The 23671-nt window shown below is 60.9% G+C and carries 22 protein-coding genes and 1 pseudogene; 13 read left to right on the top strand and 10 right to left on the bottom strand.

All coding sequences use genetic code 11. The features are described 5' to 3' along the window. Together AWB74_RS39795 and AWB74_RS39790 are read left to right on the top strand one after the other, a co-directional pair. The coding region (locus tag AWB74_RS39795; protein ID WP_141667388.1) for a 4Fe-4S dicluster domain-containing protein at positions 1-105 on the top strand (105 nt) is incomplete at its 5' end. A gap of 83 nt (positions 106-188) precedes the next feature. Then, positions 189-1139: a LysR substrate-binding domain-containing protein gene (locus tag AWB74_RS39790; RefSeq protein WP_061152048.1), complete on the top strand. Its 951-nt coding sequence runs from the start codon at positions 189-191 to the stop codon at positions 1137-1139. On the opposite strand, the gene citF is transcribed toward AWB74_RS39790, so the two are convergent. The 5 genes from citF to AWB74_RS39765 form a co-directional block, all read right to left on the bottom strand. Further along, the gene (gene citF, locus AWB74_RS39785) at positions 1133-2584 is read right to left on the bottom strand and encodes a citrate lyase subunit alpha (protein ID WP_235024875.1); all 1452 of its coding nucleotides are present in this window, start codon (positions 2582-2584) and stop codon (positions 1133-1135) included. The two genes, AWB74_RS39790 and citF, sit on opposite strands and share 7 nt — an antisense overlap. A gap of 149 nt (positions 2585-2733) precedes the next feature. After that, a complete protein-coding gene (locus AWB74_RS39780; RefSeq protein WP_061152046.1) occupies positions 2734-3912 on the bottom strand; it encodes a CaiB/BaiF CoA transferase family protein in 1179 nt (392 codons plus the stop codon). Between the two features lie 12 nt (positions 3913-3924). Then, positions 3925-5088: an acyl-CoA dehydrogenase family protein gene (locus tag AWB74_RS39775; RefSeq protein WP_061152045.1), complete on the bottom strand. Its 1164-nt coding sequence runs from the start codon at positions 5086-5088 to the stop codon at positions 3925-3927. 21 nt (positions 5089-5109) lie between these two features. After that, on the bottom strand, positions 5110-5952 hold the full coding sequence (locus tag AWB74_RS39770; RefSeq protein WP_061152044.1) for an FAS1-like dehydratase domain-containing protein: 843 nt from the start codon (positions 5950-5952) through the stop codon (positions 5110-5112). Positions 5953-6075: 123 nt separating this feature from the next. Then, positions 6076-7023 carry a LysR family transcriptional regulator gene (locus tag AWB74_RS39765; protein WP_061152043.1) on the bottom strand — a complete coding sequence of 316 codons (948 nt, stop codon included), beginning with the start codon at positions 7021-7023 and terminating at the stop codon, positions 6076-6078. Between the two features lie 127 nt (positions 7024-7150). On the opposite strand from AWB74_RS39765, the gene AWB74_RS39760 reads away from it, so the two are divergent. The 3 genes from AWB74_RS39760 to AWB74_RS39750 all read left to right on the top strand — a co-directional run bounded on the left by AWB74_RS39760 (position 7151) and on the right by AWB74_RS39750 (position 9831). After that, positions 7151-7687, top strand: coding sequence for a thiamine pyrophosphate-binding protein (locus AWB74_RS39760; protein WP_061152042.1), 537 nt, complete (start codon positions 7151-7153; stop codon positions 7685-7687). Beyond that, entirely contained in the window at positions 7687-8277 is a 591-nt protein-coding gene (locus AWB74_RS39755) for a thiamine pyrophosphate-dependent enzyme (protein ID WP_061152041.1), read from the top strand. Before AWB74_RS39760 ends, AWB74_RS39755 begins: the two co-directional genes overlap by 1 nt. Before the next feature lie 75 nt (positions 8278-8352). After that, positions 8353-9831, top strand: a complete 1479-nt coding sequence (locus AWB74_RS39750) for an aldehyde dehydrogenase (RefSeq protein ID WP_061152040.1) — start codon at positions 8353-8355, stop codon at positions 9829-9831. Positions 9832-10250: 419 nt separating this feature from the next. On the opposite strand, the gene AWB74_RS39745 is transcribed toward AWB74_RS39750, so the two are convergent. After that, entirely contained in the window at positions 10251-11660 is a 1410-nt protein-coding gene (locus tag AWB74_RS39745; protein WP_061152050.1) for a purine-cytosine permease family protein, read from the bottom strand. 267 nt (positions 11661-11927) lie between these two features. Then, a complete protein-coding gene (gene speB, locus AWB74_RS39740) occupies positions 11928-12902 on the bottom strand; it encodes an agmatinase (protein ID WP_061152039.1) in 975 nt (324 codons plus the stop codon). A 236-nt stretch (positions 12903-13138) separates the two neighbouring features. Here speB and AWB74_RS39735 point away from each other — a divergent pair, with 236 nt between their 5' ends. After that, a complete protein-coding gene (locus AWB74_RS39735; protein WP_061152038.1) occupies positions 13139-14044 on the top strand; it encodes a LysR family transcriptional regulator in 906 nt (301 codons plus the stop codon). 631 nt (positions 14045-14675) lie between these two features. Here the strand turns inward: AWB74_RS39735 and AWB74_RS39730 are convergent. Next, on the bottom strand, positions 14676-15800 hold the full coding sequence (locus AWB74_RS39730) for a PLP-dependent cysteine synthase family protein (RefSeq protein WP_061152037.1): 1125 nt from the start codon (positions 15798-15800) through the stop codon (positions 14676-14678). Between the two features lie 89 nt (positions 15801-15889). Continuing rightward, the gene (locus AWB74_RS39725; protein WP_061152036.1) at positions 15890-16792 is read right to left on the bottom strand and encodes a LysR family transcriptional regulator; all 903 of its coding nucleotides are present in this window, start codon (positions 16790-16792) and stop codon (positions 15890-15892) included. 116 nt (positions 16793-16908) lie between these two features. Here AWB74_RS39725 and AWB74_RS39720 point away from each other — a divergent pair, with 116 nt between their 5' ends. From AWB74_RS39720 to AWB74_RS39695, 6 genes are all read left to right on the top strand, one after another. Beyond that, a complete protein-coding gene (locus tag AWB74_RS39720; RefSeq protein ID WP_061152035.1) occupies positions 16909-17787 on the top strand; it encodes an alpha/beta fold hydrolase in 879 nt (292 codons plus the stop codon). A gap of 4 nt (positions 17788-17791) precedes the next feature. Continuing rightward, the gene (gene leuC / locus AWB74_RS39715; protein ID WP_061152034.1) at positions 17792-19210 is read left to right on the top strand and encodes a 3-isopropylmalate dehydratase large subunit; all 1419 of its coding nucleotides are present in this window, start codon (positions 17792-17794) and stop codon (positions 19208-19210) included. Continuing rightward, positions 19207-19821, top strand: a complete 615-nt coding sequence (gene leuD, locus AWB74_RS39710) for a 3-isopropylmalate dehydratase small subunit (RefSeq protein ID WP_061152033.1) — start codon at positions 19207-19209, stop codon at positions 19819-19821. The genes leuC and leuD overlap by 4 nt, the downstream gene beginning before the upstream one ends. A gap of 118 nt (positions 19822-19939) precedes the next feature. Next, positions 19940-21280 (top strand): dicarboxylate/amino acid:cation symporter, encoded by a 1341-nt coding sequence (locus tag AWB74_RS39705; RefSeq protein WP_061152032.1) that lies wholly within the window; start codon positions 19940-19942, stop codon positions 21278-21280. A gap of 380 nt (positions 21281-21660) precedes the next feature. Continuing rightward, positions 21661-22146, top strand: coding sequence for an Hcp family type VI secretion system effector (locus AWB74_RS39700; RefSeq protein ID WP_061152049.1), 486 nt, complete (start codon positions 21661-21663; stop codon positions 22144-22146). A 31-nt stretch (positions 22147-22177) separates the two neighbouring features. Then, complete coding sequence (locus tag AWB74_RS39695) at positions 22178-22603, top strand: DUF4280 domain-containing protein (RefSeq protein ID WP_061152031.1); 426 nt, start codon at positions 22178-22180, stop codon at positions 22601-22603. Between the two features lie 336 nt (positions 22604-22939). Here AWB74_RS39695 and AWB74_RS49075 read toward each other — a convergent pair. After that, a pseudogene (locus AWB74_RS49075) lies at positions 22940-23053 on the bottom strand (BPSL1445 family SYLF domain-containing lipoprotein); the annotation flags it as partial. Between the two features lie 88 nt (positions 23054-23141). Between AWB74_RS49075 and AWB74_RS39685 the strand changes: the two are divergent. Next, a partial coding sequence (locus AWB74_RS39685; RefSeq protein WP_143749439.1) for a divalent metal cation transporter occupies positions 23142-23671 on the top strand: 530 nt, incomplete at its 3' end.

Here is a 23671-nt window from a genome sequence, read left to right as displayed (position 1 = left end):
CAGAACTGCGTGCACTGCAAGACCTGCGACATCAAGGACCCGACGCAGAACATCGTATGGGTCACGCCGGAAGGCGGCGGCGGGCCGAATTATCCGAACATGTAGGAAGACCATAGATCAGTGTCCGGGGCGTACAATGCCTTGTCATTTCAACGCCCCAGTCGCTGACCGATCAGCCTCACACGTTCATGGACGTTCGCCAGCTACGCTACTTCGTCAACATCGTCGATTACGGCAGCCTCGGCAGGGCAGCGGAGAAGCTATTCGTCGCCCAGCCTTCGTTGAGCCAGCAAATGGCACGCCTCGAAGAAGAACTCGGCGTTCCGCTACTGTTGCGTAGCAACCATGGCGTCACGCCGACTGCGGAAGGCAATTCGCTTTATCGGCACGCGCGACTGGTGCTGCGCCAGATGGAGCAACCCAAACAAGAGGTGAGCAAAGGCGGCGGAGTGGAATCGGGCACCGTCGCGCTCGGTCTGCCTACGACTATGACTTCTGTACTCGCCGTGCCGCTCTTCGAGCGCGTACAGGACAAGTATCCCGGCATCCGCCTGCAGTTCTTCGAGAGCATGAGTGGCTACCTCAATGAGTTGCTCGCGAATGGCAGACTTGATCTCGGCATACTATTTCGCGAGTCGGACACACCGGGTATCGGCGCGCTACCCGTTCTCGACGAAACGCTGTACTTGCTGGGAGAGCCGGACATCGATCTTTCAGCCCGTTCCAGCACCTGTCCGCTGGCCAGGCTCGCGGGGGTCAAGCTGGTTGCACCCGGCGTCGCGAATGGATTGCGCCTGTTGATCGAGCGCACGTTTTCCAGCGAGAACGTCGACCTGAACATCATCGCGGATATCGACTCCTTGCCGGCTCTGCTGCTTATCGCTCATTCGGGAAGGGCGTGCACGATCTTGCCGGCTTCCGCGGTTGCTCAGCTTGATTCGTCTCGCCTGCCGCGCATGCGCAAGATAGTCGATCCGATCATTCGCCGCCCCGCGAGCATCTGCTGGCCGAACAGCATGCCGATGCATGCTGCCACGGTCGCTGTTCGCCAGACCTTGCTCGAACTGATCACCGAGCTCGTAGCGCGGGAGGAGACGTGGAAAGGCGTGTCGCTGCGCGTCCAGGGCAACGCTCAGTAAGTTCTGCGCACTACGTCGATAATCGATCCGTCGCGATACTGCTGAAGCGCTACGATGGGCGCATCTTTGGTCGCACTGGCGGGCCGTTTGTCTTCGCTACTCCCTTGGATCGCCAAATCATGAAGGCGCGCGATCGATATCGTATCGATCCCCGCGTTTTTCAGCATGTCGGCAAGATCGTCGCGGGCCGGATTTACCGCGATGCCCGCTTCGGTCACGACGACATCGACCGATGCGCCCGGCGTCGTTATCGTACGCACCGACTCCACAATTTTTGGATTGGCGCCGGCGCGAAGACGCGTCGTGACGATGGCAAGTCTGGCGCCGGCAGCGGTGTCGCTGTGCCCTCCAGAGCCGCCGATGATGCGTCCGTCCGCAGTCGTCGTGACATTCACGTTGAAGTCGAGATCGACCTGTGCGGCGCCGAGAATCATGGCGTCGAGATTGTCAGCGACGGAACCGCGCGTCGACGGGCTCGCATACATCGAAGCCGACATCGCCTGGTGTCTGCGATTGCGGCGATAAGATTCGACCGCGCGTAAATCGAAGCACTGGACATCGAACAGGGCATCGAAAAGCCCGGCTTCCAGCATCCCGACGATCTGCCCGGTGATGCCGCCAGATGCAAAGCTTCCCTTTACGCGGCGGCGTCGCATTCCGTCCTCGACGAACCTGGCGACGGCCAACGAGACGCCCCCCGCGCCAGTCTGAAACGAAAAGCTGTCGTTGAGCAAGCCCGCAGCTTCGATGATTCGCGCAGCCGACTGCGCAATATTGAGGCCGACAGGATCGTCCGTGATACGCGTTGTACCTGAAACGATGCGTGCCGCGTCGCCGATGCTGTCGACCGGAACGACGAAGTCCACGCAGTCCTGAGTGATATCGATGGGGCAGGCCGGATATTTCACGAGATGGTCAGTTACAGCGACAACCCGTTTGGCGTAGCGCGCATCGACCATCGCGTAACCGAGCGTGCCGCATGCGTTCGGCCCTGAAACGCCGTTGATGTTGCCGCAGTCGTCGGAAGCCGGGGCAGCAATGAACGCGACGTCGATCGCGAGCTCCCCGCTCTCGATAGCACGGGCGCGTCCGCCGTGAGTTTGCAGCACCGCGGGTACGCACAACGAGCCGCGGCCAATGGCATCGGCAACCGGACCCGATACATAAGCGGTGTGAATGCTCCGAATGACGCCGGCGTTGATGAGCCCGACGAGCGGCTCATGTACCGGGAAGATTGAACTCGGCGCGATCCGCAGATCGCGCAATCCCATGCGCGCAGCCTCGGTCAGAACGAGGTTCATCACATGATCGCCGTTGCGCAGATGGTGATGAAATGAAAGCGTCGCGCCGTCCCGAACGTCGCATGCTGCAAGTGCGCTTCGAATGCTGGCGAGCAGCTTTGGACTGCCGCCGCCACCGGAAATGCAACCGCTCTTGCGCGGCATCGGCGGCGGGCCGTATGAGCGCAGCTCACCGATTCCGTCGATGGTGTCGGGAAGTTCGCGTCCAAGCACGTTACGCATATTGCGTCTCCTTCCGGTGCGCCGGATATAGCCGGCGCCATGTCCTCCAAAGCATGCCGGCTCTGGAAACGTCAGATCGCGGCGGCGCTTCGCATTTTCTCTATCGCGCGGTCGTCGAATCCAAGCTCCTTCAGGATCGACGAAGTGTGTTCGCCCAAAGCAGGCACTGCGTCCATGCGCGGCTCATCTTTAGCGGAGACGCCCGGCGGATAAAGCGCGGGCATATCGCCCGCTGCGGTTTTTACGCTCGTCCAACGGCTTCGGGCATCGAGCTGCGGATGTTTCCAGACGGCGTGCATGTCGTTCATGTGGGCATTGGCGATGCTCGCTTCTTCGAGCCGCTCGATGACCTCTTCCGCCGAGCAATCCGAAAAGGCGTCGATGATCATTTGCGTGAGTGCATCCCGGTTTTTCGTGCGTCGGCTGTTCGACGAGAAGCGCTCGTCTTCCGCAAGCTCGGGCTGCGCGATGACGATATTGCAGAAGCTCTTCCATTCGCGCTCGTTTTGCAGGCCGAGCATCACGGTTTTGCCATCGCCAGCAGGGAAGGGACCGTATGGAAAGATCGTCGCATGAGACGCACCTGCGAGTGCCGGCGCGGGCTGGTCGTCGATCGAGTAATAGAGCGGATAGCTCATCCACTCGACCATGCTTTCGAGCATCGATACGTCGATGTGCTTGCCTCGCCCGGTTTGTCCACGTTCGATCAGCGCGGCGAGAATGTTCGTGTAGCCGTACATTCCTGCGGCGATGTCCGCAATCGAACATCCCGCTTTCGCGGGTTGGCCCTTGGAACCCGTGATGCTCAGGAAACCCGATTCACTTTGGATAAGCAAGTCATACGCCTTCTTGTCCCGGTATGGTCCGTCGAGGCCATATCCGGAAATGTCACACACGATGAGGCGCGGATACCGCTTGCTCAAGGTCTCGAAGTCGAGCCCGAGACGTTGCGTCGCGCCCGGCGCAAGATTTTGGACGAACACGTCCGCGTCGGAGAGCAGGGCATGAACGACTTCGATCGCGGCTGGCTGCTTGACGTCCAGCGTGATGCTTTCCTTCGAGCGGTTGGTCCAGACGAAGTGTGACGCGAGGCCCGAAACGCGCTCGTCGTAATTGCGCGCGAAGTCTCCCGTTCCAGGCCGCTCGACCTTGATAACGCGCGCGCCCAGATCCGCGAGCTGACGCGTGCAAAACGGAGCGGCTATCGCATGCTCGAAGGTGACGACCTTGATGCCTTGAAGCGGACGCATGTCGGTATCTCCTCAGAAGGAACGGGGCAGACCGAGGATGTGCTCGGCGACGTAGGACAAGATGAGATTCGTCGAAATCGGCGCCACTTGATACAGGCGTGTTTCGCGGAACTTGCGCTCGACGTCGTACTCGGATGCGAATCCGAAGCCGCCATGAAATTGCAGACACGCGTTCGCGGCTTCCCATGACGCATCCGCTGCAAGCAGCTTTGCCATGTTGGCTTGCGCGCCGCAGTGCTGATGCGCATCGAATAGCTCACATGCCTTGTATCGCATCAGATTCGCCGCTTCGACGTTCACCAGCGCCCGGGCGATCGGGAATTGCACGCCCTGGTTCTGTCCGATCGGCCGACCAAAGACAACGCGTTCTTTCACGTATTGCGAGACCTTGTCGATGAACCAGTAGCCATCGCCGATGCATTCCGCCGCGATCAGCGTGCGCTCCGCGTTGAGGCCGTCGAGGATGTACTTGAAACCCATACCCTCCTCGCCAATCAGATTTTCGGCCGGGATCTCCAGGTTGTCGAAGAACAGCTCGTTCGTTTCGTGATTGACCATGTTCGGGATCGGGCGAACCGTCATACCATGGCCGATTGCTTCGCGAAGGTCGACGAGGAAAATCGACATGCCTTCGCTCTTTTTCTTGACGTCCGAAAGCGGCGTGGTGCGTGCGAGGAGAATCATCAGGTCGGAATGCTGAATGCGCGAAATCCAGACTTTCTGGCCGTTGATGACGTAGCGATCGCCCTTCCGTTGTGCGGTCGTCTTGATCTTCGTCGTGTCCGTGCCTGTTGTCGGTTCCGTCACGCCCATGGATTGCAGACGTAATTCTCCCGAAGCGATCTTCGGCAGATAGCGTTCCTTTTGCTCTTTCGAGCCATGCCGGAGCAGCGTGCCCATGTTGTACATCTGGCCGTGGCACGCACCCGAATTGCCACCCGAGCGATTGATTTCTTCCATGATGACCGACGCTTCGGTCAGGCCGAGTCCCGAACCGCCATATTCCTGCGGAATCAGTGCGGCGAGCCATCCAGCCTGAGTCAGCGCATCGACGAAGGCTTCCGGATAGGCGCGTTCTTCATCGACCTTGCGGAAGTATTCGGATGGGAATTGTTGACAAAGATCGCGCACGGCATCGCGAATGTCCTGATAAGCGTCGGTGGAGGTATTGAACATAATGAAATCTTCCAAGGCGTGTTAGGCGAGCGTGGCGCGGGCGGTCATGCCGATCCACCCGTCGTGGTCCTTCGACCACAGTTCGACCGTCTTTCCATCGGCCGATGGCTTGCCGCAAAGGTGAAGGGCGTTTCCGGCGAAGCAGGGACGCATGGCTTTGAAGGCGAATTCGACGACGCGGCCATCGGGATGCTGTCTGCGCACGAGATCGAGCAGGAGCGTTGCGATCAACGGGCCGTGCACGACGAGACCGGGATAGCCCTCGACCTCCGTTACGTACGGTTTGTCGTAGTGAATGCGATGACCGTTGAACGTCAGGGCCGAATAGCGGAAGAGCAGCACCTCGTCGGGAACGACGGTTCGTTGCCACTCGGCTCCGTCCGGCGCGGCCGTTGGCGCAGGTGCGGGTGCGCCGGGCGCGGCAGGCTCGCGATAGACGATGTCGTGCTCTTCTTCGATACAGGGCACGCCGTCGCAGGAAATGTGATGCGCGACCGTTACAAAACCGAGCCTGCCCGTTCTTCCTTGCTTCTCCGTAACGTCGAGGATGCGCGACTCGCGCGAGATCGGCTTGCCTACGATGATCGGCGATTTGAAACGAAGTCGTCCCCCTGCCCACATGCGGCGCGGCAGGCCCAGGTCAGGGAGGAAATCGCCCTTCTGCGGATGACCATCTTCCGCGATCAGCGACTGCGCGATGAGCGGTCGGAAGAAAATCCAGTGCCACAAGGGCGGAAGGGCTTCGCCGTCGAGCGGCGGCGTCGGGTAATCGAGCGTGGCGCTGAGCCCGGCTGCGTGTGCGGGCGCCACAAAGTCTGCGGCTCTTTCGGTACGTTCTTGGCGGACGTCGGACCGGCTGTTCATGCTTGTCTCCGATGCTGGTCTTCCTTGCGGGGTGTGCCAACTGTGCGTTGTCGGTAGACAAACTCTAGGGGATTCGTTCGCAGCGCGGAAATACCAGTTTCATGTGCCGGTCATAGGGCGAACCTATTGCGAGCCGGCAGTCCTCTCCTGCAAGAGTTGCGCAGTGGTCCACGTTCCGCCGCGCACGGCTTCGGCAATCTGCGCGACTAGCAGGTCGACGACGCATCGCACCGCTGCGGCGACGCGCCGGTTGTTCGGCATGGCAAGAACGATTCGGCGTGACAGTAGGCGATCGGCAAGCGGCGCGGCGCTGACCCGTCCGGCCGCAACGTCGTCGGCGACGGCGATACCCGGCAGTATCGTCACGCCGTGTCCTCCGACGACAAGTCCTTTCTGCACGCTCATCGCATTGGTTTCGGCGGCAACAGTGAGCTCGATGCCAGCGTTCACGCAGGTTTGCTCGACAAGTGCGCGAATTCCGTGAGGTGCATTCGGCAGAATCATCGGCAGATGCGCGACGTCCGCGAGCGCCACGGGCTTATCGGCGGCGAATCCCGAATCGGGAAGGCCCACGATCCACAGCTTCTCTTCGACGAGCGGCGTAACGGCAAGGACCGGCGATGGCTTCGGATCGTAGAGAAGCGCGGCGTCCGTTTCGTTCTGCTCGAGCCAGTTCTGCAGCGTGCCGGTATAGCCCATCAAGACCCTCAGTCGAATCGCCGGAAAGCGTGACGCGACTTCCGAGACCAGATTGCTGGCCAGAAGGTCGCATGTGCTCGGCAGCAATCCCACCGTAACGGTGCCGCTGACGCCGTCGGAAACGCGTAGCTCCGACCGTGCGCGATCCAGCTCGGCGAGTGCGCGGCGCGCATGTTCGACAAATACGGCGCCTGCGTCGGTTACTTCCATTCCGTATCGGCCGCGAGCAAACAGGGCTGCGCCAACGTCTTCTTCAAGCAGCCTGAGCTGCCGCGATACCGCCGGCTGAACGATATGCAGCAGGCTTGCTGCCCTGGTGACGCTGCCCGTATCGGCAACTGCTATCAACGCTCGAAGCTGTTTGATGTCCATGGCGCGCGCTCCGGAAGAACCCTGCCCAATACCAAAAACGTATGCAGGAATCACAAAATTCTATTTCAGAGTGCGAGAAATAGCGAACTATGATGACTGCACCAATGCCGACTTCCATGGAGGAGTGATGAGTTCGACAGAGATGCAAGTACCTGCCTGGCAGCAGGAGATTTTTCAGGTCCTAAAAGAGGGGGGCGTGAAGCAGGTCGCCTACGTTCCGGATGCAGGACATTCGCACGTCATTCGCAGCGTTATCGCGGATCCGGAGATCGACGATGTGGTGCTGACCACCGAGGAAGAAGGTGTCGCAGTGGTGAGCGGCGCGTGGCTCGGCGGGCAGCGTGCAGTCCTGCTCATGCAAAGCAGCGGCGTCGGCAATTGCGTGAACATGTTCTCGCTGCTTTCGAGTTGTCGGTTCCCGTTCTTCACGCTCGTGACGATGCGTGGCGAATACGCCGAGTTCAACCCGTGGCAGGGACCAATGGGAAAGCAGACGCAAGCCGCATTGGAATTAATGGGTATCACGGTGTTGCGTGCAGACGATCCTGAGCAGGTTGGCGAACTCGTCAGCGCGGGCTTCGATGCTGCATTCGAAGCGGGCGAGCGGGTCGCCGTACTGTTGTCGCAAAGCCTGATCGGGCGCAAGAAATGGGAGAGAAAGTAATGTCGAATCGTACCAATGCCATTGATCGTCGAGCATTCGTTGCAAGTCTCGTTGAGGCCGTGCCCGATGCGCTCATCTTGACCGGCCTGGGATCCGCGTCATATGACGTGTTCGCCGCCGGTGATCGCGACGGCAACTTTTATCTGTGGGGCGCAATGGGCGGAGCGGCGTCGCTCGGTCTCGGCCTCGCGCTCGCTCAACCTGACAAGCCCGTCATCGTCATTACGGGCGACGGCGAGCAACTGATGGGCATTGGCAGCCTCGCCACAGTCGGCGCAAAGCAGCCGAAGAATCTGTCGATCGTCGTACTCGATAACGGCCACTTCGGCGAAACCGGTATGCAACGCAGCCATACCAGCCTCGGCACCGATCTCGTTGCCGTCGCCAAGGGATGCAACGTCTCCGACGCGCGTCGCATTCAAAGCCTCGATGATCTCCCCGGCCTCGCCGAGGGGATTCGTGCGAAGACCGGGCCGCTGGTGGCGCAAGTGTCGATCGCAGCGAATGAACCGCCGCGTGCGCTTCCTCCGCGCGACGGCGTGTTCGTCAAGAACCGCTTCCGTGCGGCGCTGGGTCACGCAACGTTCTAAGACCCTTGCAACGCCCGATGCGGGCGTTGCAACACGCTGAGCACTTGCGGGCTCCACTCCTTCTAAGAGAATTCGATGGAACATTATCGTCACTACGTCGACGGTGCCGACCTCGATCCTGCATCGGGCGAATGGTTTGCGAGCGACAGTCCCTTTACGGGCGAGCCGTGGGCGAAAATCGCTCGCGGCGACGCATCCGACGCTGAACGCGCGGTCGAAGCGGCGCACCGCGCCTTCGCTTCGGGCGAATGGTCTTCCTTGACGGCCAGCGCCCGGGGTCTGTTGTTGCATCGCCTCGCGGATCTGATCGCTCGCGACGCTGCGAAGCTCGCCGAAATCGAAGTTCGAGACAACGGCAAGTTGTACTCCGAGATGCACGCGCAACTGAGCTATATCCCTCAATGGTTCCGCTATTACGGTGGCCTCGCGGACAAGGTGCAGGGCAGCGTCATTCCGCTCGACAAGAAGGGTTACTTCAACTACACGCGGCATGAACCGCTGGGGGTCGTGGCGATCATTACGCCCTGGAATTCACCGCTGCTGTTGCTGACGTGGAAGCTCGCGCCTGCGCTCGCTGCGGGTTGCACCGTGGTCATCAAGCCGTCCGAGTTCACGTCGGCGTCGACGCTCGAATTCGTGCGGCTGTTTGAAGAAGCCGGTTTTCCGCGTGGCGTTGTCAACGTCGTGACAGGCTTCGGCAATGAAGTCGGCGCGGCGCTTGTCTCGCATCCGCAGGTGCGCAAAATCACGTTCACAGGCGCTGACTCAACGGGCCGGCGCATCAACGAGCAAGCTGCCAGAGACTTGAAACATGTCGGGCTCGAGCTCGGCGGGAAGTCTCCGAACATCGTCTTCGCTGACGCCAATATCGAAGACGCGGTCAACGGCGCCGTCTCAGGCATCTTCGCGGCAACGGGGCAGACGTGTATCGCCGGATCGCGGCTGCTGGTGCAGAAGTCAGTCCACGATGAAGTGGTCGATCGCGTCGTAGCGCTAGCGAAGACGGCACGCATGGGTGACCCGATGAGTTCAGATACGCAAGTCGGTCCCATCACAACTCGTCCCCAATACGACAAGGTGCTTTCCTATATCGGCATCGCTCAGGAAGAAGGCGCGAGTCTCGCCTTGGGTGGTCAGAAAGCGACGCGAGTCGAATGCGGAAGCGGATGGTTCATCGAGCCGACGATCTTCACAGGCGTCAGAAACGACATGCGTATCGCACAGGAAGAAGTATTCGGTCCGGTGCTTTCCGTCATTCCGTTTGACGACGAGGAAGATGCTGTCGCCATCGCCAACGATGTCCGGTATGGGCTTGGGGCCGGCGTCTGGACGAGCGACATCGGCCGGGCCTTCCGTATGGCAGAACGCATTCAGTCAGGCACCGTCTGGGTCAACACCTACCGCGCCGTCAGCTATATGTCCCCGTTCGGCGGCTACAAGGATTCGGGTCTTGGGCGCGAAAACGGGATCGACGCGATCAACGACTTCCTGCAGACGAAGAGCGTCTGGATCAATACCGGAGCCAAGACGGGCAGTCCTTTCGTGATTCGTTGATCTGAAGAGCGCGGCGGCCATTGCCGTGCCGCGCTCGAAAAAATACGCCGGGCCACAGTCGCGCGGTTGTGGGTCACCGCGAAACTGACACGGCGGCACTTTCTTCATCCTTTCCATTCGATGCAGAAAAGTCGGTCAACGGCGCGACGATGCCTGTCTTGACGGTCTTCACGTTACCTGACTTCGCCGTCCCCGTGCGCCGACGTTCAAAATAACGAAAAGACATCCGTGCTTCACAAGCAATTCTCTGTGCTACATGGCCGACTTTCTGCGCTCGTCGACTGCGTCGTAACTTGTCGTTTGCAACATTTGCCGTGCGCCAGCGGCAGCGTGGCGGTGTCATCGCTTCGCGGGTGCGAACGACGCCTTGCTGCCGTTGGCTCCTTCTCGACACCAATGACGATTCGAAGGTGCAACGGTCATTCGTTCGATGCGGTGGGTTCGGAGCGGGCGGCTTCGTCCGGCAAGATCAGCGCCTCGGGCGCCTGCGCGTTTCGGGCCACCAGGTAGTACAGCACCGCTGGTACGACCAGGCCCACAATCCACGAAATATCGACGCCGCCCAGCGCTCTCACCCATGCGCCAGTGTAGAAGCTCGTCGCGATGAAGGGCATCTGCACTCCGACCCCCAGCACATAGACCGCGATGCCCTTGACATTCCAGCGCCCATAACGCCCGGCCGGATCGAAGAGTGCCGGCACGTCATAGCGTTCCCTGACGACGAAGTAGTAGTCGACCAGGTTGATTGCGCTCCAGGGGGTGAGGAAAGCCAGCAGGAACAACAGGAAAGCGGAGAAGTTCTTGAGAAAGTCGTGCTGCCCGGCAGCTAACGCTAGTCCGGTCGAAAGTCCCACCATCAGCACGATGAAAAAGATCCGCACACGGCTGGAGATGGTCCGCTGCCCGCCGAATCCGGTCAAGATGGCCGCGACCGACATGACGCTGCCATAGGCATTCAGCGTTGTAACGGTGAGCTTGCCGAGCACGATCGTCACATACAGGATGGCAGCGACGGCTCCGCTGGCGCCCAGGTCGACGATGAAGGACACCTCATGCCCCGCGAAGCGATCGCCCGCCAGCGCAGCGGCCAGCACCCCGAACACCATGGAGATCTGCGTGCCCAGCACCGAACCCGCACCCACCGCCAAGAAGGTTCTGAACGCGGGTGTGGAGCGCGGAAGATAGCGCGAATAGTCAGCCACATACGGCCCGTAAGCGATCTGCCAGGAGGCGGATAAGGAGACGGCCAGCAGGAATGTTCCCACTCCGAAGTGGCGGTTCTGCAGCAGCGCGCCGACGTCATGCCCGTGCAGGAGGCTGGCGAACAGGTACAGGAATGCCCCCACGCCGACAATGCTCGAGAGTCGCCCCATCACATGAATGGTGCGGTAGCCGAAAGTGGCAAGCACGATCACCAGGCCGGAGAACAGCAAGATTGCACTGGTGTTGTCGATGTGCAGCAGATGAGTAAGCGCCTGGCCAGATAGCACCATCCCGCCCGCGGAAAATCCCACATACATGATGCAGACGAGCAGCAGTGGCAGGATCGCGCCATACACACCGAACTGGACGCGGCTGGAGATCATCTGCGGCAGACCGAGCTGTGGGCCCTGCGCGCCGTGCAGTGCCATCACCGCACCGCCCAGAATCTGTCCGATCAGCAGGCCAATCAAAGACCAGAACACATCACCGCCGAGCACCACAGCCAACGCGCCGGTGACTACGGCGGTGATCTGCAAATTGGCGCCGAGCCATAGCGTGAACTGGCTGGCAACGCTGCCGTGCCGTTCTGATTCGGGAATATAGTCGATCGAGCGGCGCTCGATCAGGTTGGGCGAGGCAGAGCCAGATGTCGCATGCGAAGGCGCCGCGGGTGCGGTGCCGGACGTCGAAGTTTCCACGTTGTCTCCTGGATATGGGGCTGCCGTGCCGCCGATTGGTCGACGGCCGGCTGCGCTATCTGGGCTTCGCCCTGTTTTGTTCGGATAGCGCGTGGCATGCAGGCGGGCGGCGCCGGGCACTTCAACCGAACGCGGAAGGAAATGGGTGAACGAGATCGACCTTCAACGGCTCGGTGGAAGCCTGTCGTCGCGTCCTTAACGGTGCTTGCGCCGCCTGACACTTTCTGCGAGGACGCACAGAATCTCGAACATCAGTGTGGCGCCGACCAGTGCTGTATTGCCGCTGGGGTCGAACGGCGGCGACACCTCCACGACGTCGCCGCCCACGAGATTGAGGCCTTGCAAACCGCGAATCAGGTGCTGCGCCTCCAGTGTCGTCAGCCCTCCGATTTCAGGCGTTCCGGTCCCGGGAGCGAACACCGGATCGAGCGCGTCGACATCGAACGTCACATATGTCGGACCATCGCCTACCACACGCCGAGCCTCTTGAATAACCGCTTCGATACCCATGGCGTGAAACTCATCGATATCGATCACGCGAATGCCTTGGCGCTCGCCCCAGTCGTTCTCGCTGTCGTTGTAGAGCGCGCCGCGAATGCCGATCTGGACAGTGCGCTTCGGGTCCAGCAAGCCTTCCTCGATAGCCCGTCGGAAGGGCGTGCCGTGGGTATACGCGTTGTCGCCGAAGTAGCGGTTCCACGTGTCCGTATGGGCATCGAAATGCACCATGCCGATCGGTCGATCCTTGGCCAGCCCGCGCATGATGGGCAGTGTCACCAGGTGATCACCGCCGACCGACAAGGGCGCAATGCCAAGCCTGCAGACCTCGTCGTAAAATCCGGCAATCCGATTGAGGGAGTCGATCAGATCGACGGGATTGACCGGTGCATCACCGAGATCCGCGCAGTTGCATAACTCGAACGGATTGATGTTGCTGGACCGGTTGACGTTGCGCACCATCGTGGAGATGTCGCGTACCTGACGCGGTCCATGTCGCGCGCCCGGACGATTGGTGGTGCCTCCATCCCACGGCACGCCGATCAGGCCGATATCCACATCGCCGATACCGTTGTCCGTGAGCGCCATGTACGGCAGGCGCATTAAAGTAGCTACGCCGGCGTAGCGGGGCATCATCGTGCCCGTGACCGGGGCAAATTTGTTTTCTTTCATGATCGATCAGTTCCTTGTGGAAAGAGAGGGACGGCGCCGGACGGTGGCATAGCGGGAGGATCATTTGCCCCGCCGCGCGGCGTTATCGTGAAGATCTCGTGCCGAAATTGCCGGGGGAATCCTGATCTTTCAAACTTCACTTCTGAGTTTGTCGAACCATCGCCCCCTTTCTGTTGCGGCCATTACGTCCGTCAGGGAAACTGGGTTTTGTTCACGAATTAGATGAGCCCCTTGTCATGATCAAAATGACCGACTTTGATCTGCGCTTATTGCGCATCTTTAAAACAGTCACGGATTGCGGCGGACTTTCCGCAGCTGAATCCGCGCTCAACATGAATCTTTCGACCATCAGCACTCATATCGCGGATCTGGAATCACGTGTGGGCATCAGATTGTGCGAGCGGGGCCGGCGCGGATTTCGACTGACCGTCGAAGGTAGCGCCCTATACCAGGCGACCGAAAGGCTGTTGGATTCGGTTGAAGAATTTCGCGCAGGGCTCGGCGCGCTGCGCCATCAACTCAGCGGGGAACTGACGATTGGAATTGTCGACAACACGATCACCGATGAGCACTCGCGTATCGCCAGCGCAATCCGCGCGGTCAAGCAACGAAGTGGCGACCTGCACATCAAACTGGAAATCAAATCGCCGATGGAAATTGAGGAGGCCATACAGGAACGCAGACTGCACGTCGGCATCGGACCGTTTCGTACCGTGTCGCCCGGTTTGAACTACGAGCCTCTCTACACGGAAGAATTGCAACTTTTCTGCGGAAAGGGCCATCCGATCTTCACGTCAGCGCCGATGAGTGTCGAAATGGACGACCTCCGCGAACTGGACTATGTGGCGCGCGGATATATGCGGGAGGCGAAGGAGTGGGGCGATGCCGCCAAGGTCAAAGTTGCGGCAACCGTTTATCACATGGAGGCTGTCGCAGTGCTCGTGCTGTCTGGGAAGTTCGTCGGCTACCTGCCTACGCACTACGCCGCGCAGTGGGTCCAACAGCGGTTGATGCGGCCGCTGCGCCCCGACGTTCTGAGTCACCACGCCGATTTTAGTATTGTGACCCGTAAGGACCGCGAACCGACCATTGCGGTGCAGATGTTCGTCGAGGCCTTGCGAGCCGGTTTGCCGCCCAAATGAACGGTTAGCGATGTTTTGTGTCAGGACGCTTCTTTCAAATGGGCTGGTTGCCTGAGACCCAAGAGAGGAGCAGGAATAGCTCCCGTGCAGCAGGACTTGATCGACAACATAGGCAAAGCGAGCGGCCCTCTGAGAGGCCGCGGCACGCTACTATGCCGATGAAGGGGAGTAGTCGTCGGATCCGGCTGCGATGCACGAGCCGGATCTTCCACGAGGAGCTAGCCAGAACGACTCAAGAGAGCGGGTGGGAGAAAGATGAAAGCAGCGGACGTTTTGTTCCTGATCGAGTCCCTGAAACGGCGTACGGCTGAATCGCCCGAGTGGTCGTACCGTTACCTCAGACCTGAAGTACTCTGGGTCGCTGATCTGTGTGAGCAGTGGCTTGAGCATAGCGACTACCTGCAGCACGAACTTATCATGATCCGCTCGCTGGCCGTGCTTTACCGCCCTCGCGCTGCACTCATGCGTTTAGAAATGTCGATGACGAGGTTGGCGGTCGGGACGTCACCACGTATCAATAGCCCCGGTCCTTCCACAGCGAAGGGACTCGTGAGTCCAGTACGATCGCGAAGCTGAACGCCACACGAACAATTGAGGCTCGCGATGAACGCCGTAGGTATTTTCCAATGCGCTAGGCGAATGCGCCGGCTGATTGCAGTCCGACAACGCTTCCCTGCGTGAGCACCGGTTCGCCGTTCACCGCGCGCATGATGAGCGCATCTGCGTCGGAAATCGCTATCCCCTGTTCGGCATACCACGCGTTGTGATAATAGGTGGTTCGATAGCGCTCGCCGCTGTCGCATAGCAATGCAACGATCGCCCCCTTTTCGCCGGCTGCTTTCATTCGCTCCGCGAGGTACAGCACGCCAACAAAGTTGGTTCCGGTCGATCCGCCCACCCGGCGCCCGACCCGCACGGCAAGATAGCGCATCGCGGCGAAGGAGAGTGGGTCGGGTATCTTGACCATTGCGTCGACGCAGGTCGGAATGAACGAGCGTTCGACACGTGGACGGCCTATGCCCTCGATTCGCGAACCCACTTCGAGCGTGAGGCCGTCGTTCGGGTCGCCCGCGAGCACGCTCCTGAAGTAGTCGAAGAATACGGAGTTCTCCGGATCCGCGCAGAGTACCCGCGTCTGATGGCCGCGGTACGCGACGTAGCGGCCGAGCGTCGCGATCGTTCCGCCGGTACCGCCGCTCGATACAAGCCACGTCGGCACAGGAAACTCCTCGGCGGCCATCTGCTTGAAGATCGACTCTGCGATATTGTTGTTGGCGCGCCAGTCTGTCGCGCGTTCGGCATAGGTGAACTGGTCCATGAAATGGCCACCGGACTCCAGCGCGATCCGATGCGACTCGCTGTAGATGTGTGGCGGATTGGCGACGAACTCGCATCGTCCACCATAAAACTCGATGGCTTCGATCTTCGCGCGGGATGTGCCCATCGGAATCACCGCGACAAAGGGCAGACCGAGCAGTCGGGCGAAGTAAGCTTCGGAGATCGCCGTCGACCCGCTTGACGCCTCGATCACCGTGCTTCGTTGGTTGAGCCAGCCGTTACACAGCGCATACAGGAACAATGACCGTGCGAGCCGGTGCTTGAGGCTGCCTGTCGGATGGCTGGACTCGTCCTTCAGGTAGAAGCGAATGCCCGGATAGCCTGGCAGGTCAAGCGGAATGAGGTGGGTGTCAGCAGAGCGGTTGAAGTCGGCTTCGATTTTGCCGATCGCTTCGCGCGCCCATCCGGAATTTGCCATAGGAATCTCCGATCGAATGACAACTGGTGCAACATCCGCCACCGTTTCGAATTAAATGCGGAACGGCTGCCAATGTCCATAGCACTGTGTCAGTCGCCTTGCGTCGGCCTGCGCAGACGTTCGCCGAGAAAGTCGACGAATGTCCTGAGCTTGACCGAAAGCTGATTGCGCTCCAGATAGATCGCGTGGATATTGGCATCCGGCAATGCCCAGTCGGTGAGCAGTGGCACGACTTCGCCGCGCGCGAGATGTTCCTCCATCTCCCACTGTGAGCGCACGACGATTCCGCGACCTTCGAGCGCCCAGTGAAGCACGACGCCGCCGTCGTTGCTGGACAAGGCGCCATCGACCTTGACGGTCTCCGTGCGCTTTCCGCGCGAGAAATGCCAGGTGCCGTAAGCCGACTCGTTCTCGCGCAGTACGATGCATGCATGCCGTGTCAGATCGTGTGGAGCGGAAGGCTGGCCATGCCGCGCCACGTATTCCGGCGACGCGCATACCAGACGCTTGTTTTCGAGCAGAAGGCGCGCATTGATGCGCACATCCGGCACCTCGCCGAAACGGATGCCGAGGTCGAATCCCTCCTCCTGAAGACTCATCGGCCGGTCGGTCAGATGCAGCAGGATTTTCATCGCGGGATAGCGCGCGATGAATTCCGACACCACTGGCGCGATGCGCGCCCGTCCGAATCCGAATGACGCGTTCACGCGCAGCAAGCCGGTCGGCTCGCCACGGCTTTGCGTGACGAGATGCTCCAGTTCCGACAACTCTTCCAGAATGCGCGACCCGCTCGACAGATAGAGCTCGCCCTCCGGCGTGAGGCTCAGGCGCCGCGTCGTGCGGTTCATCAGGCGCACACCGAGGCGCCGTTCCAGTTGCGCGAGCCGCTTGCTGACCGCGGGCGGCGTCACGCCCAGTTCGCGCGCCGCAGCAGCCAGGTTCCGATGCCGCGCCACGAGTGCGAACAGATTCAGGTCCGAGAAACCGTCCATCTCCTTGCTCCCTATGCTTTCGTGATTCGTTCCTTGGAGTTACGACCGGAATGCTTTTCAGGAAACCCAATCGCAGGATTCATCAATTAGACTGGATTCACGATCAGGAGACAACCATGTTCGAAGGCTTCAAAGACGTGTCGGCAACCGTCGACGGCGTAGACATTCACGCGATTCAGGGCGGGCGCGGTCCCGCGCTTCTGCTCTTGCACGGGCATCCGCAGACGCATGCGATCTGGCACAAGGTCGCACCGGCGCTGGCGGAGCATTTCACGGTCGTCGCCGCCGACTTGCGCGGCTATGGCGACAGCGGCAAGCCGCCCGGCGAGGCCGATCACGCGAACTACGCGAAGCGCCGCATGGCGCTCGATCAGGTCGAACTGATGCGCGGTCTCGGCCACGCGACCTTCGCGGTGATGGGACACGATCGCGGCGGGCGTGTTGCCGCGCGCATGGCCCTCGATCATCCGGATGTGGTGACGCGGCTCGTCACGCTCGATGTCGCGCCGACGCTCGCGATGTACGAACAGACCACGTTCGACTTCGCGCGCGCCTACTGGCACTGGTTCATGCTCGTGCGTCCCGCGCCGTTCCCCGAGACGTTGATCCGCGCGGACGCCGATCTCTATTTGAAGCAGACCATCGGCGCGCGCAGCGCAGGTCTCGCGCCGTTCACGGCGGCGGCTTATGCGGAATATCTGCGCTGTCTCTCCGATCCCGATACGGCGCACGGCATCTGCGAGGACTATCGCGCGAGCGTGACGATCGACCTCGAACACGACCGCGCGACGCTCGCATCGCAACAGCGCATCGGTTGTCCGTTCATGGCGTTGTGGGGCGCGCAGGGCGTCATCGAGCAATGTTTCGATCCGCTCGCCGAGTGGCGCGCGTATGCGCCGGACGTGCAGGGCGAAGCGCTCTCTTGCGGCCACTACATTCCCGAAGAAGCGCCGCAACTGCTGCTCGAACGCGTGCTGCCTTTCCTGAGCGAGTAATCTCATGCCACTCCAAACGCTTTATCGAAAACTCATCGATTCGCATACCGTAACATCCATCGATGAACACAACGTGCTGCTGTACGCCGATCTGCATCTGATGAACGAGTACACCAGTCCGCAAGCGTTCAGCGCGCTCGATGCACGCGGCCGCGCAGTGCGCCGCCCGCGACAGCAACTCGCCGTTGTGAGCCACATCATTCCGACGCATACGGAATCGCCGCGCGTGATCCGGGATGCAGCGTCGCTGCTGCAGGCGCGGAATCTGGCGCGCAACTGCGAACGCGCGGGCATCCGGCTCTTTGCAGAGAACGATCCGCTGCAGGGCATCGAACATATCGTCGCGCCGGAACTCGGGCTAATTCGTCCCGGCATGGTCGTGCTGTGCGGCGACAGTCACACCACCACTTACGGCGCGCTCGGCGCGCTGGGCTTCGGCATCGGCACCTCGGAAGTCGAGCACGTGCTCGCAACGCAAACGCTCGTGTACCGGCTCGCGCGCACCATGCGCATCACGATCGATGGCGCGCTGCCGTACGGGACGTCATCGAAGGACCTCGTGATCTGGATCATCAGCAGGATCGGTGCGCAGGGCGCACGCGGTTATGCTGTGGAATTCGCCGGTTCGACGATCGCGATGCTTTCGGCCGAAGCGCGCATGACCTTGTGCAACATGACCGTCGAGGCCGGCGCGCGCGCCGCGCTCATCGCGCCCGACGCGACCACCTTCGACTACGTGCGCGTTCACGCGCCTTCACTCGACGAGTCCACGTGGCAAGCCGCGCTCGACGACTGGCGCGACCTGCATTCCGACGTCGGCGCGCGCTTCGATGTCGAACATCGTTTCGATGCGCGCGACATCGCGCCGTTCGTCACGTGGGGAACGAGCCCGGATCAGGCCGTCGCCATCGATGAGCCGATTCCCGACGAAGCCGCGCAGGCGACGCCCGAAGCCGCCGCCTCGCTGCGCCGCGCGCTCGACTACATGGGACTCGCGGCGAATCGATCGATCGCGGGCACGCGCATCGACCGCGTGTTCATCGGCTCGTGTACCAACGGACGCATCGAAGATTTGCGCATAGTGGCCGCGATCGTGCGCGGCAGGCACGTCGCGGCGGGCGTGCGCGCGATGGTCGTGCCGGGCTCGGGCAGCGTGCGCCGGGAGGCGGAACGGGAAGGCATCGCGCAGACGCTGATCGACGCGGGCTTCGAATGGCGCGAGCCCGGCTGTTCGATGTGCCTCGCGATGAACGATGACGTGCTCGCCGCGGGAGAGCGTTGCGCGTCCACGACCAACCGCAATTTCGAAGGCCGCCAGGGACGCGGCGGCCGCACGCATCTGATGAGCCCGGCGATGGCCGCGGCCGCCGCGATGACCGGCTGCATCACCGATGTCCGCACACTGGAGACGACCGCATCATGACGCGACTCACGACTATTGAAGGCAGCGCCGCGCCGTTGCCGATCGACAATCTCGACACCGACCAGATCATGCCGAAGCAGTTTCTGCGCATCATCGACAAAGCGGGTCTCGCCGACGGTCTGTTGTACGACCTGCGCTTCGACGAGCGAGGAGTGCCGCGCGCCGATTGCGTGCTGAACCGGAGCGCTTATGCGAATGCGCGCATCCTGATCGGCGGCGCGAACTTCGGTTGCGGATCGAGCCGCGAGCACGCGGTGTGGGGTTTGCAGCAATTCGGCTTTCAGGCGGTGATCGCGCCGAGCTTCGCGGAAATCTTCTATTCGAATGCGATGAACAACCGCCTGCTGCTCGTCCAGCTCGAACGCGATGCGATCGATGCGTTGACGCGCGAAGCGAGCGAAATGCCCGGCGCGGCGATATCGATCGATCTCGACACGCAGACGGTAACGTCCGCGTCGGGCGAGCGGTATGCGTATCCGATCGGCGCGCGACATAAGCGCATGGTGATCGAAGGCATGGATACCGTCGATCTGACGCTCGACTCGCTCGCCGCGATCGAAGCATTCGAACGCCTGCATTTTGCGCGGCATCCCTGGACGCAAGTGATGTAACTGCTCATCCGTCGACACGCGTCGCCCAACGCGGCGGCTTCCCTGTATCAGCGAGACCGATTCCCTTCCGTTCGAAGAAGGGAAGGGCATCGCTTTGCCTCGACAACGGAGGAGACACATGAAACGCAAACCGTTCTACACGATTCTCTATGTGCAAGTGCTGGCCGCGATCGTCGCCGGCGTGCTGCTCGGCCATTTCGCACCGCAAGCCGCGGTTGCGCTGAAGCCGCTCGGCGATCTGTTCATCAAGCTCGTGCGGATGATCATCGGTCCGGTGATCTTTTGCACCGTCGTGACCGGCATCGCGGGCATGCAGGACATGAAGAAGGTCGGGCGCGTCGGCGGCAAGGCGCTGCTCTATTTCGAAGCGGCATCGACGCTTGCGCTCGCGATCGGTCTGCTGGCGGCGCATGTGCTCGCGCCAGGCAGAGGTTTCAATGTCGATCCGTCGACGCTCGACGCGCGTGCGGTTTCGGGCTATGCGGCGCAGGCGGCGCATGGCGACGGCATCGCCGGATTCTTCGCGCATGTGATACCCGAAACGTTCGTCGGCGCACTGGTTCAGGGCGACATCCTTCCCGTGCTGTTGATCGCGATGCTCTTCGGCACGGCGCTCGCGCTGATGGGCGAGCCCGCCGCGCCGGTCACGCGTTCGATCGAGACCTTGTCCAAGGCGTTTTTTCGCATCGTGCGGATGGTCACGAGTCTCGCGCCGATCGGCGCATTCGGCGCGATGGCGTTCACGATCGGCCGCTACGGCATCGTCTCGCTGCTGCCGATCCTGAAGCTCATCGGCGCGTTCTATCTCACCGCGTTTTTGTTCGTGGCGGTGGTGCTCGGCATCGTCGCGCGGCTGTGCGGGTTCAGCCTGTGGCGCTTCCTCGCTTATATCCGCGACGAACTGCTGATCGTGCTCGGCACGTCGACATCCGAAGCCGCCTTGCCGCAACTGATGGACAAGCTCGAACGCCTGGGTTGTCCGCGCGGCGTCGTGGGGCTGGTCGTGCCGACGGGTTATTCGTTCAATCTCGATGGCACCAACATCTACATGACGCTCGCCGTGCTGTTTCTCGCGCAGGCGACAAATACGCACTTGTCGTTTGCGCAGGAAATCACGCTGCTGCTCGTCACGATGCTGACCTCGAAGGGGTCGACCGGCGTGACGGGCGCGGGCTTCATCACGCTCGCGGCGAGCCTGTCCGTCGTACCGACCGTTCCCGTCAGCGCGATGGTGCTGATTCTCGGCATCGACCGCTTCATGTCGGAATGCCGGGCGTTGACCAACATCGTGGGCAACGGCGTGGCGGCGATCGTCGTATCGGCATGGGAAGGCGGGCTCGATCGAACCAGGCTCGTGACGGCGTTGGGCAATGACGAGCAGGTCCGAGTCGATTTGCGGTCATCGGCTATAAGCGACACGACCGCTATGGATCTAAAGCGGTCCCGTACAAATGACTGAGTCCGGTGACCGGTGAGGGTCGAGACGCGCCAATTGCTTGGTGCTGTCGTCTTCATCATAAATGGAGCTTTTCATGAAGTGAGCCAATGCCTATTGTGGTAACACTCCAGTTGCCGATCTATTCCTCGATTCTTTTGAGTGTTCTTGTGGAATAAGTCGGCGGGCGCGGCTGTTTTCGAGTCACGGATCGCGCAATGACGGCACTGAAGCCTCCAGGTAGACCCAGGTCATGAAGACTGACAGAAAGCTAGGTCTGGCGATTGCATCATTAGTGATACCAAGTTTATTGGGTATCCGCTGAGGATCGCGGACACGTCTTCGCAATCCGACTAGGACGAGAGCTTACCGTGCCGAAAGGCGTTCTTATCTGGAGACTGACGATGGCTGTAGATATGTTTCTCAAGTTGGGTGACATCAAAGGTGAATCGGTGGCGGTCGATCACACTGACGACATCGAGGTGAAGGCCTATTCGTGGGGCTGCGCTCAGACGGGTTCCACTCACAGTGCAACGGGTGGGGGCACCGGTACCGCCTCGGTGCTGGATCTCATGATAACCAAGTTCGCCGACAAAAGTTCACCCGTCATCGCTCAGTCCTGCTGCCAGGGCGTGCACTTTCCGCAAGCGGTGTTGACGTTGCGCAAGGCCGGCGGAACGAGCCCGGTTGAGTATCTGAAGATCACGCTCAACGAAGTGCTGATTAGCAGCTACCGCGCGAGCATGGGCGCGGGGGATCAGGTTAGCGAGGTCATCACGCTGAATTTTGCGCAATACAACATGGAGTATCAGCCGCAAGACAACAACGGTGCGAAGAAAGGCGGTGTGGTATCGGGCCGATGGAACATCCCGAAGAAGACGGCGAATTGAGCCTGCAATCACTACTATCAAGGAGCCAACCATGGCACAAAACGTCTACTCGGGCGCAACACTGCAATGCTCGTTCGGCGTGACGTCGTCTAAACTTGTGGTGCCCATTTTCAGTGCTCGCGGCGAAGGCCCGCCTGCGGCCAACGTCACGGATTTTGGGCCGGAGAACGTCACGACATTCGGTATGTGCTCGTCGGCGTCGAACCCGGTGGTGGCAACCGCTACCGCCGCTTCCGAGGGAGTACTGACGCCGATGCCATGCACACCCGTACTGATGCCGTGGTCGGCGGACGGCGCGCTTCGGACGCTGGTCCGCGGCAAGCCGGCGCTCGACGAGGAGTCGCAATGTTGCTGTGCATATGGCGGCATGGTGAAAATCCTCGATCCGGCAAAGCCAGAAGCGCAGGTGCAGCAGCAGCCAAGCCCTTTTCTAACCAGGCCTCGGCCCGAATACTGACTAACTTCGACCCGTCTCTCATGCCCGTGCGTGCGCGGGCTTTTTTGTTTCTCCGCCTGTACCGAGCCGAACAAATCACAACCAGCGGGGAAGATCACCATCAAGGAATGGCGATTCACTGTTGTTGCCATCTACGTCGATAACGACCAGCGCAATGCAACCGACGCCTACGGCCCGACGCCCACAAGATGCTGTCATCGACGCATTCAAGCGTTGCAAGAGCGGCAACCAGGGCGAGTCTATGGACCTGAGCGTGTTCGGCGTGTTTCGCGGACTCCAAACGAGTATGGACACCGCGGTTGAATCTTCGACTGGCCGCCCACCGTATGTTCGTTCACGGAATTTGTCGAGCGCCTCCTGCGCCATGAAGAGAAAGATCAGCGCCTTCGACTGTGCACCGGCCTGAAAGCCGAATGAGACCGAGGTCGTGCTGTAGTAGCCGACTGTACTCCGAGGCGCAGGATGCGGAATTCCGGTTGAACGTGCGAGAGGGAACGTTTTGTGCGTAGTAGCGGCCTATCCATCGCTGAATCGCCCGATGCGTTTTCTTCATAACAAGCCAGATAGCAAGGTGCAGGGCAGCGCCCGGCCCGCGCATTCGTGGGCGGCGGACTTTGGCCCAGGGCTCGTTACGACCGCGTCGGACAACGACCCCAGCGGCCTGGCGACTTATACGCTCGCCGGCGCATGGTATGGATTCGACATGCTGTGGGTGTGTGTCCTCACTTATCCGTCGACCGTCGCGCTGCAACTGATCGCGAGTCGAGTGGCCGCGATTACAGGCCGCGGCCTGACAGTGAACATGCGCGAGCACTACTCGCCGCTGTTCTTCTACTTTGCCGTCGGGCGGTTTCTGCTCGCCAATACGTTCAATATCGCCGTCGATGTACTTGCGATGGGCATTGCGCTGCGCGTGTTTTGCGGCGGCTCGCTCGCGTGGCTCACATTCGCGTCGGGCGGCGCGTCGCTCGCGCTGCAATGGTGCATTCCCTATGCGCGTTATGCCCGGGTGCTCAAGTGGCTGACGCTCGCGATGTTCGCGTATGTCGGCGTCATTCTCGTCGTCGA

Origin of the sequence: Caballeronia arvi (assembly GCF_001544695.2) — a bacterium.
Lineage (GTDB): Bacteria > Pseudomonadota > Gammaproteobacteria > Burkholderiales > Burkholderiaceae > Caballeronia > Caballeronia arvi.
Note: the sequence above shows the minus strand (reverse complement) of the source record. Positions and strands in the feature narration are given on the sequence as shown.